This window comes from Pseudomonas sp. P1_A1, assembly GCF_056406935.1.
The window spans coordinates 18,151-32,251 of record NZ_JBFTZE010000002.1; the positions used below are offsets into that span (position 1 = coordinate 18,151).

Annotated in this window: 15 protein-coding genes; 9 read left to right on the top strand and 6 right to left on the bottom strand. The window is 58.0% G+C overall.

Translation table 11 applies throughout. The annotated features are described in order from the left end of the window. The first annotated feature begins 204 nt into the window (after window positions 1–204). Together AC1D2Q_RS02975 and AC1D2Q_RS02980 are read left to right on the top strand one after the other, a co-directional pair. On the top strand, window positions 205–636 hold the full coding sequence (locus AC1D2Q_RS02975; RefSeq protein WP_477812213.1) for an OsmC family protein: 432 nt from the start codon (window positions 205–207) through the stop codon (window positions 634–636). Between the two features lie 178 nt (window positions 637–814). Next, window positions 815–1,048, top strand: a complete 234-nt coding sequence (locus AC1D2Q_RS02980) for a DUF1161 domain-containing protein (protein ID WP_018927243.1) — start codon at window positions 815–817, stop codon at window positions 1,046–1,048. A 6-nt stretch (window positions 1,049–1,054) separates the two neighbouring features. Here the strand turns inward: AC1D2Q_RS02980 and AC1D2Q_RS02985 are convergent, their stop codons facing one another. Together AC1D2Q_RS02985 and AC1D2Q_RS02990 are read right to left on the bottom strand one after the other, a co-directional pair. Continuing rightward, window positions 1,055–1,474: a PA0061/PA0062 family lipoprotein gene (locus tag AC1D2Q_RS02985; protein WP_477812214.1), complete on the bottom strand. Its 420-nt coding sequence runs from the start codon at window positions 1,472–1,474 to the stop codon at window positions 1,055–1,057. Window positions 1,475–1,514: 40 nt separating this feature from the next. After that, window positions 1,515–1,931 (bottom strand): PA0061/PA0062 family lipoprotein, encoded by a 417-nt coding sequence (locus tag AC1D2Q_RS02990; protein WP_477812215.1) that lies wholly within the window; start codon window positions 1,929–1,931, stop codon window positions 1,515–1,517. 59 nt (window positions 1,932–1,990) lie between these two features. On the opposite strand from AC1D2Q_RS02990, the gene AC1D2Q_RS02995 reads away from it, so the two are divergent. After that, complete coding sequence (locus AC1D2Q_RS02995) at window positions 1,991–3,082, top strand: aminopeptidase (protein WP_477812216.1); 1,092 nt, start codon at window positions 1,991–1,993, stop codon at window positions 3,080–3,082. Between the two features lie 54 nt (window positions 3,083–3,136). On the opposite strand, the gene AC1D2Q_RS03000 is transcribed toward AC1D2Q_RS02995, so the two are convergent. Then, window positions 3,137–3,787: an HAD family hydrolase gene (locus AC1D2Q_RS03000; RefSeq protein ID WP_086945262.1), complete on the bottom strand. Its 651-nt coding sequence runs from the start codon at window positions 3,785–3,787 to the stop codon at window positions 3,137–3,139. A gap of 45 nt (window positions 3,788–3,832) precedes the next feature. Continuing rightward, window positions 3,833–4,378, bottom strand: a complete 546-nt coding sequence (locus AC1D2Q_RS03005; RefSeq protein WP_007940736.1) for a gamma carbonic anhydrase family protein — start codon at window positions 4,376–4,378, stop codon at window positions 3,833–3,835. Between the two features lie 62 nt (window positions 4,379–4,440). Between AC1D2Q_RS03005 and prlC the strand changes: the two genes are divergently transcribed. The 3 genes from prlC to AC1D2Q_RS03020 all read left to right on the top strand — a co-directional run bounded on the left by prlC (window position 4,441) and on the right by AC1D2Q_RS03020 (window position 8,977). Then, window positions 4,441–6,531: an oligopeptidase A gene (gene prlC, locus AC1D2Q_RS03010; RefSeq protein WP_477812217.1), complete on the top strand. Its 2,091-nt coding sequence runs from the start codon at window positions 4,441–4,443 to the stop codon at window positions 6,529–6,531. Next, a complete protein-coding gene (locus tag AC1D2Q_RS03015; RefSeq protein WP_018927249.1) occupies window positions 6,528–6,815 on the top strand; it encodes a YheV family putative zinc ribbon protein in 288 nt (95 codons plus the stop codon). Before prlC ends, AC1D2Q_RS03015 begins: the two co-directional genes overlap by 4 nt. Window positions 6,816–6,928: 113 nt before the next feature. Further along, window positions 6,929–8,977, top strand: coding sequence for a M3 family metallopeptidase (locus AC1D2Q_RS03020; protein ID WP_477812218.1), 2,049 nt, complete (start codon window positions 6,929–6,931; stop codon window positions 8,975–8,977). Here the strand turns inward: AC1D2Q_RS03020 and AC1D2Q_RS03025 are convergent. Together AC1D2Q_RS03025 and AC1D2Q_RS03030 are read right to left on the bottom strand one after the other, a co-directional pair. After that, window positions 8,955–9,602 carry a dual specificity protein phosphatase family protein gene (locus AC1D2Q_RS03025; RefSeq protein WP_477812219.1) on the bottom strand — a complete coding sequence of 216 codons (648 nt, stop codon included), beginning with the start codon at window positions 9,600–9,602 and terminating at the stop codon, window positions 8,955–8,957. The two genes, AC1D2Q_RS03020 and AC1D2Q_RS03025, sit on opposite strands and share 23 nt — an antisense overlap. Before the next feature lie 255 nt (window positions 9,603–9,857). Next, complete coding sequence (locus AC1D2Q_RS03030; RefSeq protein WP_477812220.1) at window positions 9,858–10,163, bottom strand: hypothetical protein; 306 nt, start codon at window positions 10,161–10,163, stop codon at window positions 9,858–9,860. Window positions 10,164–10,405: 242 nt separating this feature from the next. Between AC1D2Q_RS03030 and AC1D2Q_RS03035 the strand changes: the two genes are divergently transcribed. The 3 genes from AC1D2Q_RS03035 to AC1D2Q_RS03045 all read left to right on the top strand — a co-directional run bounded on the left by AC1D2Q_RS03035 (window position 10,406) and on the right by AC1D2Q_RS03045 (window position 14,095). Continuing rightward, window positions 10,406–11,464, top strand: a complete 1,059-nt coding sequence (locus tag AC1D2Q_RS03035; RefSeq protein ID WP_477812221.1) for a PA0069 family radical SAM protein — start codon at window positions 10,406–10,408, stop codon at window positions 11,462–11,464. A gap of 243 nt (window positions 11,465–11,707) precedes the next feature. Then, window positions 11,708–12,439, top strand: a complete 732-nt coding sequence (locus AC1D2Q_RS03040; RefSeq protein WP_018927254.1) for a carbonic anhydrase — start codon at window positions 11,708–11,710, stop codon at window positions 12,437–12,439. Window positions 12,440–12,568: 129 nt separating this feature from the next. Beyond that, a complete protein-coding gene (locus tag AC1D2Q_RS03045) occupies window positions 12,569–14,095 on the top strand; it encodes a SulP family inorganic anion transporter (RefSeq protein WP_477812222.1) in 1,527 nt (508 codons plus the stop codon). Window positions 14,096–14,101 lie beyond the last annotated feature (6 nt).

Genomic DNA, 14,101 nt, shown 5'->3' on the forward strand with positions numbered 1-14,101 from the left:
CACCAACGAAAACCTGCCGAGGCTATAAGCGTGTTCTATGCAATGAGGGCATATACCCGAGTTTCAATAGAAGAGACAAAATTCCTACACGATTAGAGGACTGATCAGATGAGGTGAACTTTGCCTGACGGTCTATCCTCAGAACCCTGGTAACCGAAAACCACGAAGGCGCGACGCTTCGCGCCGGATCTTGAGGAGGCAGACATGGCTATCACAAAGAAAGCATCGGCTCATTGGGAAGGTGACCTGAAAACCGGCATCGGCTCGATCTCCACGGAAACCGGTGTACTCAGAGAAGCCCCCTACGGCTTCAAGGCCCGTTTCGAAGGCGGTAAAGGCACCAATCCGGAGGAGTTGATCGGCGCGGCCCACGCGGGCTGCTTCTCCATGGCGTTTTCAATGATTCTCGGCGAGGCCGGCCTCAAGGCCGACAGCATCGACACCAACGCCGAAGTGACCCTGGACCAGGTGGACGGCGGCTTTGCAATCACCGCAGTGAAACTGATCCTCAAGGCGAAAATCCCCGGGGCGACCCAAGCGCAATTCGAGGAATTGAGCAACAAGGCCAAAGAGGGCTGTCCGGTGTCCAAGGTGCTGAATGCGAAAATCAGCCTGGATGCGACGATGGTCAGCTAAACCGATAAAAGATCGCAGCCGTCGGCAGCGCCTGGATTATTGATTGATCGGTATACGCTGTCGAAAGCTGCGATCTTTTTTTGCGTTGGAACAAAACATGGCTGGCGTAATTGTGGTCGAATAAATGACAGCAGCTTTAGCGCATCACCGTGCGCGCTGCCTCAAGGGAGCTTCAACCATGAAACGTTTTGCCTTGGCGGTTATCTGTTGCACGCTGGCCACATCGGCTCTCGCGGTAACCAAATCGTGTGAGGAACTCAAGGCTGAGATCGAAGCCAAGATCCAGGCCAATAACGTCTCGTCCTACACCCTGGAAATCGTCACCAACGACGAAGTGCACGATCAGAATATGGTGGTCGGCACGTGCGACGGCGGCACGAAGAAAATCATCTACCAAAAAAATGACCGTTGATTCGCCTCACATGAGGCAGTAGCTCTCGCGATCTTCGGCGACAATCTCCCGCTTGGCGTTATACAGCCGGGCGCTGGGGGTGAAGGCTATGGAGCGAGCTTCCAACAGATAACGCTGGCCGGCCTCGAAATGGTCGTAATTGATGGTCAGGTAGCATATTCGCTCCAGAGGAGTGTTCAGCAACCCCGGCCCTCCGCCAAACACTTCAAAGTCAAAACGTACCCTGAGCTCATGACTACCCGGGGTGACCTGAAAGTAACGGCCATCGCTCAACCGCTGGTTGTCCAGACGATCGGCCATCAGCAGTTTCCCGCCGGGAACTGGCGTAGCAAAGTCGACCCAGGCCATCTGCGGATCGACCGTCGGCAACGGGCTCGTACAGCCGACAAAGGCACCTGCAGCGAGCAACAGCAACAACCTGCGCATGATGAATATCCCAAGGACTGGTCATTCAGCATAGCGCCGATCAGGTACGTTGGCAGCCCGCTGGCTTACCCTGCCCAATCACTTTTCGCTGCTGGTCATAGAGCTTTGCCCACGGCCGAAAACCGATATTCCCTGCTTGTAGCTGATACCGCTGCCCGGCGTTGAAGTCCTTGAATTTCACACTCAGCTGGCAATCGCGCCACAGCGGCTCGGCATCGGGGCCAATGTTGGTCGGCTGGACCGCGAACAAATAGCGAACCTTCAGTTCATGGCTGCCGGGCTGTACCTCGAAGTAACGCTTGTCGACGGAAGCCTGGTCATCGACTTTCAGCGCTTGCAGCGCGGTGTCTTGCTGCAGTGAATCCAGATCGATCCAGGCCTGCGAAGGATCAGGGGTGGGCAATCCGGCACAACCGGCCAGCATCAGCAGGCCTCCCGTCAGCATCAACTTGCGCATAGCGGAGCTCCAATAGGCGGGATAGTCTTGCGGGCAGACTTTCCAGGGATGTTTTTATTTTGATCAGGCCGCGTCCAAGCCTTGGGTTACTTGATCGCGTTTTACGCATTTTGTTTCCGGGTGTTTTTCTTTTGTCGCTCAATGGCTGCGCGAGCGTCAGCTATTACGGCCAATTGGCCAGTGGTCAGCTGCACTTGCTGCGGGCCCGGGAGCCGATTGCCAATGTGATTGCCGACCCCGACCGCGACCGGCAATTGCGTGCGCACCTGGCCCAGTCACAAAAGGCTCGAACGTTCGCCAGCCAACACCTGCATCTGCCGGACAACCAGAGCTACCGCTTGTACGCCGACATCGGCCGACCGTTTGTAGTCTGGAATGTCTTCGCCACGCCGGAGTTTTCGCTGAAGCCGCAGAACCATTGCTTCCCCGTCGCCGGCTGCGTCGCTTATCGCGGTTTTTACAGTCAGAGCGCTGCTCGCGGCGAGGCTGCCTTGCAACGCCTGCAAGGTATGGACGTGTCGATTGGCGGCGTCGAGGCCTATTCGACGCTCGGTTGGTTCAACGATCCGATTATTAGCTCGATGATGGCGTGGGGCGACGAGCGGTTGGCGACGCTGATATTCCACGAACTCGCGCACCAACGTTTTTATGTGAAAGACGACACCGAGTTCAACGAGTCCTTCGCCACGTTCGTCGAACAGGAAGGCACTCGCCAATGGCGCGCATTCCGAGACATGCCGCCGGATAATGGAGCGTTGGTACGCCAACGCGACCAGTTCATCCAATTGATTCTGGACACCCGCACCCGGCTTGAACGGCTTTACGCCCTACCGCTGCCGGCCGACCAAATGCGTGAGCGAAAAGCGGCCGAGTTCGAACAACTGCGCCGTGAGTACAGGACCCTGCGTGACAGCCAATGGGCTGGCAACAATCGCTACGATGCATGGATCAACGCCCCGATGAACAACGCCCGATTATTGCCGTTTGGTTTGTATGACCAGTGGGTGCCAGCGTTTACCGCACTGTTCAGGCAGGTCGATGGGGATTGGGTGAGGTTTTATGCGGCAGTGGAGAAGGTGGGCGCGTTGCCGGTTGGGGAGCGCAAGGCGGCGTTGAGGGCGTTGGCAGAATCAGCGAACTCCGGTGGCTGAACGGGCCCCTTCRCAGGCGGTGCGGCGATCCGACTTGCCCTCGAAGGGATTTGATCAGCGCTGCAAAAACGCCTGATGCAACTCATCCAGCGTCTCGAAGTGATACGCCGGTGCTTCGGCGCTCAACTCTTCCCGGCTGCCAAACCCATAACCCACCGCCGCCGCGTCCAGGCCATTGCTGCGAGCGCCGATCAGATCGTGCTTTCGGTCGCCGATCATCAGCGTATTGGCCGGGTCGAGCCCCTCTTCGGCCATCAAGTGTGCAATCAGCTCGACCTTGTTGGTCCGCGTGCCATCCAGCTCACTGCCATAAATCATCTTGAAATGCTTGGCGAAGTCGAAGTGCCGGGCGATTTCCCGGGCGAAAACCCATGGCTTGGAGGTCGCGATATACAGCTGTCGCCCTTGCCCACCGAGGGTTTCCAGCAGCGGCGTGACGCCGTCGAACACGCGGTTTTCATACAGGCCGGTGACCTTGAAGCGTTCACGATAGAAGTTCACTGCCTCCCAGGCCTTGGGCTCGTCGAAGTCATAGAACTGCATGAACGCCTGCAACAATGGCGGGCCAATGAAATGTTCGAGCCTGGTCAGGTCCGGTTCATCGATACCCAGTTTGCTCAGGGCGAACTGGATGGAGCGGGTGATGCCTTCGCGCGGGTCGGTCAGCGTGCCATCGAGGTCGAACAGTACGGTTTGGTAATGCATGGAAATTCCTGAGCAATAGCGAGACGCTTTCCGTTATCAAGCGGCTTAGAGCTGGTCGTAGCCTTCGGCCAGATGCAGGTCCTTGAGCTTCACGTAATTCGCTGCACTGTAGGTGAAAAAGGCTTTTTCCTTGTCCGTCAGCGGCCGGATCTGTTTCACCGGGCTCCCGACATAAAGGAAACCGCTTTCCAGGCGCTTACCCGGTGGCACCAGGCTACCGGCGCCGATGATCACATCGTCCTCGACCACCGCACCGTCCATGACAATGCTGCCCATGCCGATCAGAATCCGGTTGCCCACGGCGCAACCATGAAGCATGACTTTATGCGCGATGGTCACATCGTCGCCGATCAGTAACGGAAAGCCATCGGGGTTGAATGGCCCTGCATGGGTGATGTGCAACACGCAGCCGTCCTGCACGCTGGTGCGCGCACCGATCCGGATGCGATGCATGTCGCCGCGGATCACCGTCAGCGGCCAGACGGAGCTGTCTTCGCCGATTTCGACGTCGCCGATCACCACTGCCGAGCCGTCGACAAAAGCGCCTTTGCCCAGCAGCGGCGTGTAGTTCTGATACTTGCGAAGGGTCACGATAGGGTTTCTCTCTGTTGCCGATAGCTGCGGTGAGCGTCGATTGTAATTAAGATGGGCGCATGTTTCTTCCCGCATGTTTTCCAGCCAAGGTGCCAACCGTGAGCGTGAACAACCCTCTTCTGCAGTCCTACGACCTGCCGCCGTTCTCGGCGATCCGTGCCGAACACGTGCAACCGGCCATTGAAAAAATCCTGGCTGACAACCGCGCCGCCATTGTCGAGATCCTCAAGACCCAGGGCAAACAACCGACCTGGGCCGGCCTGGTGCTGGCGATGGACGAACTCAACGATCGCCTGGGCGCCGCCTGGAGCCCGGTCAGCCACCTCAATGCCGTGTGCAACAGCGCTGAGTTGCGCGAGGCTTACGAGTCCTGCCTGCCGGCCCTGAGTGCCTACGCCACCGAGCTGGGCCAGAACCGTGAACTGTTTCAGGCCTATGAAGCGCTGGCGAACAGTCCTGAGGCCGCCGGTTTCGACGTGGCGCAGAAAACCATCCTGGAGCACGCCCTGCGTGACTTCCGCCTGTCAGGTATCGACCTGCCTGAAGCCGAACAAAAGCGTTATGCCGACGTGCAGAGCAAACTGTCGGAGCTGGGCAGTCGCTTCTCCAACCAGTTGCTCGACGCCACTCAGGCCTGGACCAAGCACATCACTGACGAAGCCGCCCTCGCCGGCCTGACCGATTCGGCCAAGGCGCAGATGGCCGCCGCCGCGCAAGCCAAAGACCTCGACGGCTGGCTGATCACCCTGGAATTCCCGAGTTACTACGCGGTGATGACCTACGCCCAGGACCGCGCCCTGCGCGAAGAAGTCTACGCCGCCTACTGCACCCGTGCGTCGGACCAAGGCCCGAATGCCGGTCAGAACGATAACGGCCCGGTCATGGAAGAAATCCTCGACCTGCGTCAGGAACTGGCAAAACTGTTGGGCTTCACCAGCTTCTCGGAGCTGAGTCTGGCGACCAAAATGGCCGAATCCAGCGATCAGGTACTCAGCTTCCTGCGCGACCTGGCCAAGCGCAGCAAGCCGTTCGCCGTCCGGGATCTGGAGCAGCTCAAGGCCTACGCCGCCGAACAGGGTTGCCCGGACCTGCAAAGCTGGGACAGCGGTTTCTACGGTGAAAAACTTCGCGAGCAGCGCTACAGCGTTGCCCAGGAAACCCTTCGCGCGTACTTCCCCATCGACAAGGTTTTGGGTGGGCTGTTCGCCATCGTCCAGCGCCTGTACGGCATCGAGATCGCCGAGCTGAAAGGCTTCGAAACCTGGCACCCGGACGTTCGCCTGTTCGAAATCAAGGAAAACGGCCAGCACGTCGGCCGCTTCTTCTTCGACCTCTATGCCCGCGCCAACAAGCGTGGCGGTGCCTGGATGGACGGCGCCCGCGATCACCGCCGCACAATCAATGGCGTGCTGCAAAGCCCGGTGGCGAACCTGGTGTGCAACTTCACCCCGGCCGACAGCGGTAAACCAGCCCTGCTGACCCACGACGAAGTGACCACCCTGTTCCATGAATTCGGTCACGGCCTGCATCACCTGCTGACCCGCGTCGAGCACGCTGGCGTGTCCGGCATCAACGGCGTGGCCTGGGATGCGGTCGAGCTGCCAAGCCAGTTCATGGAAAACTGGTGCTGGGAGCCGGAAGGTCTGGCACTGATTTCGGGTCACTACGAAACCGGCGAACCGTTGCCTCAGGATCTGCTGGAGAAAATGCTCGCGGCGAAGAACTTCCAGTCCGGACTGATGATGGTCCGCCAACTGGAGTTCTCGCTGTTCGACTTCGAGCTGCACGCCACTCACGGCGACGGCCGCAGCGTGCTGCAAGTGCTCGAAGGCGTGCGTGATGAGGTTTCGGTCATGCGTCCACCGGCCTACAACCGTTTCCCCAACAGCTTCGCCCACATCTTCGCCGGTGGTTACGCGGCAGGTTACTACAGCTACAAGTGGGCTGAAGTGTTGTCGGCCGATGCCTTCTCGAAATTCGAAGAAGACGGCGTGCTCAATGCCCAGACCGGTCGCGCCTTCCGCGAAGCGATCCTGGCACGAGGTGGTTCCCAGGAACCGATGGTGCTGTTCGTCGACTTCCGTGGCCGTGCGCCATCGATTGACGCACTCTTGCGCCATAGCGGCCTGACCGAGGACGCGGCAGCATGAGTGAGGGACCTGTGATTACCAAAAAGCGCTTTATCGCCGGGGCGGTCTGCCCGGCCTGCAGCGAACCCGACAAGTTGATGATGTGGAACGAAGATACCGTTCCACATCGCGAGTGTGTGGCCTGCGGTTATTCCGACACGCTGAATGAACAAGGCCTGTCGGTGCCCAAGGAATTGGGCACCCGGGTTAACACCTCGGCACTCAAGGTGCCGGACGCCAAGGTTCAGGCCGTGCAGTTTTTCCCGAACCCGAAGCTGAAGAAAAAGCCTGACGAACAGCACTGACTGAACACCATCTTCCACTTCCAATGGGGTGGAAGGTGGTATCTATCTACCACCTTTGCCCTGCGCTTCCTTTTTAGGCTGACCACATCCAGCCTCCATCCAAGGAAGACGCCATGACCGATATCAATCCACTTCTGCAGCACTGGGATCTGCCGCCCTATTCGACTGTTCGCGCCGAGCATCTGGTGCCGGCCATCGAAAAAATCATCAACGACAACCGTCAGGTCATTTCCGACATCATCGCCACCCAATCAGCATTCCCGACCTGGGACGACCTTGTGCTGGCGGTCGATGACACCGATGCACGCCTGGATGAAGCCATGGGTATCATCGAAACCCTCGCCATGGTGAAGCACGACGGTGACACCTGGGAGTTGGCAATCGCTGCATGTCGTGATGCCGTGGCGCAGTACAAAACCGAAAAAATGAGCAATCAGGCACTGTTCCGAGCCTATCAAAAGCTTGCACAAAGCCCGATCGCCGCAAGTTTCGATGAGTCTCGCAAAACCGTGCTGAACAAGATTCTGCGCAGGTTTCGTTTCTCCGGGATCGAATTGCCCCTCGATCAACAGCAGCAGCTTGCTCGCCTGAATCGCGAAATCAGCGCGCTCGAGAGCCTATTCCTGAAACACCTGGGGAATGCTGGCTCAGCCTGGGGCAAGCGCATCGACACAGTCGCTCAACTCAACGGTTTACCCGTGGCGACCCAAGATCGTCTGGCACTCAACGCACGGCAGGCTGGGCATGCGGGGTGGCTGATAACCCTTGATCAGGACACCTACAATCAAGTCATGGTCTATGCCGAAGATCGCTCCCTGCGTGAAGAGTATTTCATTGCCTTCAACACTCGAGCCTCCGATCAGGGTCCGCATGCCGGGCAATTCGATAATGGCCCGGTATTGGAGTCGCTGTTGGCCAAGCGTCATCTCAAAGCCCAACTGCTGGGGTATGAAAACTTTTCCCAACTGAGCCTGACGAACCGAATGGCGGACTCAACCGCACAGGTCAGCGGATTCCTGCGTCGACAAGTGGCACTGAAAACACCGACCTTCGAGGAAGATGCGCAAGCGCTCAAGGACTTCGCGGCCGGACAGGGCATTGCTGAGGTACAGCCCTGGGACCACGAGTTTCTCGCCGAAAAGCTGCGCCAGCAATACCTCGATACGCCCCTGAAAAACCTGCGCGATTATTTTCCCCTGGACGCAACCCTGCGCCGAATCTGCCTGTTCAGCGAGCGCATGTTCGGGGTCCGGATCGTTGAGCAATCAGCGTTCAGTCGCTGGCATGACAACGTCCGTCTATTTGAAGTCAGCGAGCATGGGCAGGTGATCGGACACATTTACCTCGACCCGTTCCATCGCAAGGAGGCCCCTGACTTCCCATGGACCGCAACACCGCGCAACCGGCGAGTGAACGCCGAAGGCCGATTGACCCTGCCGATTGCCGTTATTCACGCCAACTTCACTGAGGTTCTGGCTGATCAGCCTTGTCTACTGACTCATCTGGATCTGCGGGTGCTTTTCCATGAATTTGGCCACTGCCTGCACCACACTCTGACTCGTTCACCGCATTACACTCTTTCAGGCATCTCCCAGCTGGGGCGCGACACGGCGGAATTTGCCGGGCAACTATTCGAACGCTGGTGCTTTTCAGCAGAGTTTCTACGGTGGCTGGCGGCCCATTATCGGACCGGTGAACGCTTGATCGAGGCTCAAATCGATAAAGCGCTGACATCGCTTCAAGCCCATAGCAGCTGGCAGACAGCCAGATTACTGATGGCTGGCTTGTTTGATTTCCAATTGCACCGATTCCAAGGCGATGGTCGTAGCGTTCGGCAAGTGTTCGAAGACGTACAGCGGGTAATTCCTCACCTGAAACTGTCTTCCTACAGCCGGCTCGCCAACAGTTTCGATTATATGGTGACGGGTTACGGCGCGTCGGTTTACGCCTACAGCTGGTCGGATGTGCTGGCCACCGAAGCCTTCAAACGCTTTGAGCGGGATTGGGTTTTCAATGCCAAAACAGGTAAAGCTTTGCGAGAAACCGTTTTTTCATCCGGGGATTCGCGCGCTCTATTGTCATCTCTAGAGGCATTTCTGGGACGGTCGCTTGCCGAGGATCTTTTCCCGGTGACAGTGGTTACTCGACATGGGCCGAGTTGAACCAACTCTTCATCGAACACATGGCAAACGGACTGGTGCTGCAATCACCATTGGCCAGCGCCGTACGAAGTTTGTCGACATCGGCCTGCATCATGTAGCGAATGCCGTCCTTGAAGTGGGTGCTATCGCCAAAACCGCCCTGAGTCATTTCACTCAGCGCATCTTCCTTACTCCAGCCCTGCACCACCACCCGGTACATCGCCGCCATCAGGCCGGTGCGATCCGAGCCGTGTTTGCAGTGCATAAGCACAGGCCCTTTGGCCTCGGCGCTCTGAATCGTGCGAAGGGCCTTGAGCACATCACTGTCATCCACATGATTGGTGCGGTAGGGCAGCTGTATCTGGGTGATTCCGGGTTTGGACAACCAGCTTGAGTCCGGTTCAGGCAGGAAGTTGATGACAGTGGCGACCTTGAGTTTTTCCAGCAACGGCACCGCCCCCTTGTCCGGCAACGCACTGCGATAGAGGGTCGGGGACATCTGATAGAGGTTGTACTGAACCTCCACCGATTGAGCCCATTCCGCAGGCCGGGATAGAGCAGCGTCGTCAGCGTGGGCCAGCGTCAGGTTGAAAAGTGCGGCCAGCGACAAAAGAAACGTCGCAGGTAGAAGGCGCAGTAGGGACATGCTCAGGCGACCGTGAAGTGATGGATAAGTGATCGATAGCCTGAACTCGGGACAGTCAAAGACCTGTGAGGGCACTGTCAAAGAATCGTGAATAGAACAGCAAATGCCCGAGCCTGGTTGTCATTCAGATCAGTCAGACTGTCCGACATCGCTAGTTGACTGAGAGACACTATCCGGCAAGACCTTGAGTTAATAGACGCCGATAAAACCAGGCCCGCATGGAGTCTCATGCAGACCTGGCAACTACTATCAACTTCAGGGATTTACGATACTGGAATAAGCCTTGGCCAAGGCCAGCAGTTTTGCCTTGTCGTCACCATCAATATCGCCATCACCGTCCACATCACTGTTAATGGTTTTGATCGTGAAAGACTGACCACCATCGCTGGAAACCGCTGTCACATAGACGGAATCGACCAGTGCCTCTGTCTGCATTTCATTTACCGCATCCCATCCCGGCTCTTTACGGGCAAGCTGCATCGATACTTGTGCTTCGCGAGGATTGGTTATGCTCGGCGCCAACAGTTGTAAAAAAATACCACGCTGATTAAAAAACGACATGATTAAATCCTTTTAATTAATAATCCACGACAACTTCGTGTAGCGAGGATAGTACTAACAACCTTTGTAATCGCGCTACTTTATATATATTTCCGGTGATGACGGTTGCGCGATGCGCTTGATCCAGAAACTTGTCTTGTTAGTTCCTTTATATAATCTCGGACATTCACTCGCCGAACGGCACTGGCTTGTCGCTTGCCCCCTTGATACTGTATGCACATACAGTCAATGGGCTTTTATCGATGAACACGCCTCTGCCACCCCGCGGTCGCGGCACCGCCACCAACCCGCACAACCGTTTCGCACCGAACCGTTCGGTGGCCGAGGATGACGGCTGGTATCAGGAAGCGCCGCTCACCCAAGGCACCGAGGTGCGCATCGAGACGGCGAAGACCATCATTACCCGCAACAACTCGCCGGACTTGCCCTTCGACCGCTCGATCAATCCCTATCGTGGCTGCGAGCATGGCTGTATCTATTGCTACGCACGGCCCAGCCACGCCTACTGGGACATGTCGCCAGGGCTGGATTTCGAAACCAGACTGATCGCCAAGACCAACGCCGCCGATGTGCTGGAAGAACAACTGTCCAAACGCGGCTATCAATGCGCGCCGATCAACCTGGGCTCCAACACCGATCCTTATCAGCCGATCGAGCGTGAACACAAAATCACCCGCAGGATCCTCGAGGTGCTGCTGCGCTATCGCCATCCAGTGACCATCATCACCAAGGGCTCGCTGATTCTGCGCGATCTGGACTTGCTGGCCGAACTCGCCGAACAACGACTGGTGGCGGTGATGATCAGCCTCACCACTCTGGACGATGAGCTCAAACGCATCCTCGAACCCCGTACGGCTGCGCCCAAGGCACGACTGCGGGCGATCCGGGTAATGCGTGAAGCGGGGATTCCGGTGGGTGTCTTGTGTTCACCGATGATTCCGATGATCAACGACAGCGAGCTCGAAAGCTTGCTGACCGAAGCCCATGCGGCCGGAGCGCAAACTGCGGCTTATATGATGTTGCGCCTGCCGCTGGAAGTGGCGCCGCTGTTCGAAGAGTGGCTGGCCGCCCACTATCCTCRGCGTGCAGCTCATGTGTTGAGCCTGATCCGCCAGAGCCGTGGTGGGGAGCTTTACGACAGTCGGTTTGGCGCCCGTATGCGCGGTGAAGGACCGTTTGCCGACCTGTTGGCGCAGCGTTTTGCCAAAACCATCAGGCGCCTGGGGCTCAACCGTCGGGAAGGTTTCGACCTGGACTGCAAAGCCTTTTGTCCGCCGGGTCGCCAGATGTCATTGATTTAAGGACAATTGGACCTATGGTGCAGTAGTGAAAAAAGTACGTCGTGTTCAAGCTGGTCATATTTCTTATGACCTGGAACGCACGTTCTAGAGCGCTTGATTCAGTTTGAGTTAAGCTTCGGCCGCTACCTTGTTCATCGAGTGACTGACGGGTCTGCTTTTCGACCTGGATGTTTTTTATACAGCCACTGGCTTCACATCGGACAAAACGGGAAAATTCCCTGACTCCGCCAAAGAGGATGAATCATGAGTGACAAGGATAAACAGCCTTTGGCTGCGTCGGCTTCAGCCCAACCAGAGGCGGAAACCGCCGATGCAGCGTTGCAGCATATCGTTGACGGCTTTTTGCATTTTCATCACGAGATCTTTCCGCAGCAGGAAGAGCTCTTCAAAAAACTCGCCACGGCCCAGCGGCCTAGGGCGATGTTCATCGCGTGCGCCGATTCGCGCATTGTTCCCGAGCTGATCACCCAAAGCGCCCCCGGCGACCTGTTCGTCACCCGTAACGTCGGCAACGTCGTGCCGCCTTATGGGCAAATGAACGGTGGTGTTTCCACAGCCATCGAATACGCGGTGCTGGCGCTCGGCGTACAGCACATCATCATTTGCGGCCACTCTGACTGTGGCGCCATGCGCGCGGTACTCAACCCGCAGAGCCTGGAAAAGATGCCGACGGTCAAAGCCTGGCTGCGCCATGCGGAAGTGGCGAAAACCATGGTTCAGGACAACTGCCATTGCTCGAATGAAAGCGAGAGCATGCACATCCTTACCGAAGAGAATGTGATCGCTCAGTTGCAGCATTTGCGCACGCACCCGTCGGTGGCCTCGCGCATGGCCAACGGTCAGCTGTTTATCCATGGTTGGGTGTACAACATCGAAACCAGCGAAATCCAGGCTTACGACGCGGATCAGGGTTGTTTCCTGCCGCTCGATGGCAGCCATCCGATTCCGGTGGCGACGCCCAAAGCGCGCTTCTAAATCCTCTTCGTAGCCTGTCTCACAACAACGTTTGCGAGACAGGTCACCAGATCCTGTGTGGTTTAGCCGAGGCTGCTGATCAGGCAGCCCGGCTTTGCCATGCCTGAAGAAAACTTCGGGAGAGTCACCATGCGTGCCGCTCAATTAAAAGCTGTTCTGCCACGGGAGTTGCTGGCTTCGGTGGTTGTGTTTCTGGTTGCCCTGCCCTTGTGCATGGGCATCGCCATCGCCTCGGGGCTGCCACCGGCCAAAGGCCTGATCACCGGCATCATCGGTGGGCTGGTGGTCGGCTGGCTCGCCGGTTCACCGCTGCAAGTCAGCGGTCCGGCGGCAGGCCTGGCGGTATTGGTGTTCGAACTGGTGCGCCAGCATGGTATCGCCATGCTCGGGCCGATCCTGCTACTGGCGGGTTTTCTGCAACTGGTGGCCGGGCGTTTGAAACTGGGTTGCTGGTTTCGGGTCACGGCGCCAGCCGTGGTGTACGGCATGCTCGCCGGTATCGGGGTGTTGATCGTGCTGTCACAGGTGCACGTGATGCTCGATGCCGTGCCCAAACCCTCGGGACTGGATAATCTGGCGGCCTTCCCCGCAGCAGTGATGCAGGCTGTGCCTTCGTTCGGCTGGCAGGCGGGTTTGCTCGGAGTGTCGACCATTGCCGTAATGTGGCTGTGGGAGAAATTCCGCCCGCATTCCCTGCGCTTCGTTCCCGGTGCATTGCTCGGGGTCGGTCTGGCAACGATCGCCAGCCTGGCGCTCGCCTTGCAAGTCAAACGCGTGGAGGTTCCGGCCAACCTGGCAGAAGCCATCGATTGGCTACGCCCGGCGGATCTGCTCAACCTGGCTGACCCAACCCTGCTGATCGCCGCCTTCGCCGTGGCCTTTATCGCCAGCGCCGAAACCCTGCTCTCGGCCGCCGCCGTGGATCGCATGCACAGCGGTCAACGTTCGGACTTCGACCGCGAACTGTCGGCACAAGGTGTGGGCAACATGTTGTGTGGCCTGCTTGGCGCGCTGCCGATGACCGGAGTGATCGTGCGCAGCTCGGCCAACGTTCAGGCCGGCGCCACCACCCGCCTGTCGACGGTGTTCCATGGCCTGTGGTTGCTGGCTTTCGTGCTGCTGCTATCGAGCGTGCTGCAAAGCATTCCGGTGGCGAGCCTGGCGGGCGTGCTGGTTTACACCGGTTTCAAACTGGTAGACCTCAAGGCCTTTCGCGGCCTGGGCCGTTATGGCCGGATGCCGATGTTCACCTATGCGGCGACTGCACTGGCAATCATCTTCACCGACCTGCTGACGGGCGTGCTGATCGGCTTCGGCCTGACGCTGGCCAAACTGGCCTGGAAAGCGTCGCGCCTGAAAATCAGCCTGATCGATCTACCGGCGGACGGCGAGATGGAACTGCGACTGGTGGGGGCGGCGACCTTCCTCAAGGTGCCGGCGTTGACCCAGGTGCTGGGGAGCATTCCCGCAGGCGCGACGGTGCATGTGCCGCTCAATAACCTGAGCTACATCGATCACTCGTGCCTTGAGTTGCTGGAGGAGTGGGGCCGGGCCAATGCGGCCAAGGGTTCGAAGTTGGTGATTGAAGCGCGGGGGTTGAAGCGCAGGCTTGAAGGACGGTTGCGGACCACGACGGGCGTAGGTTCCGCCGGATAGATAACA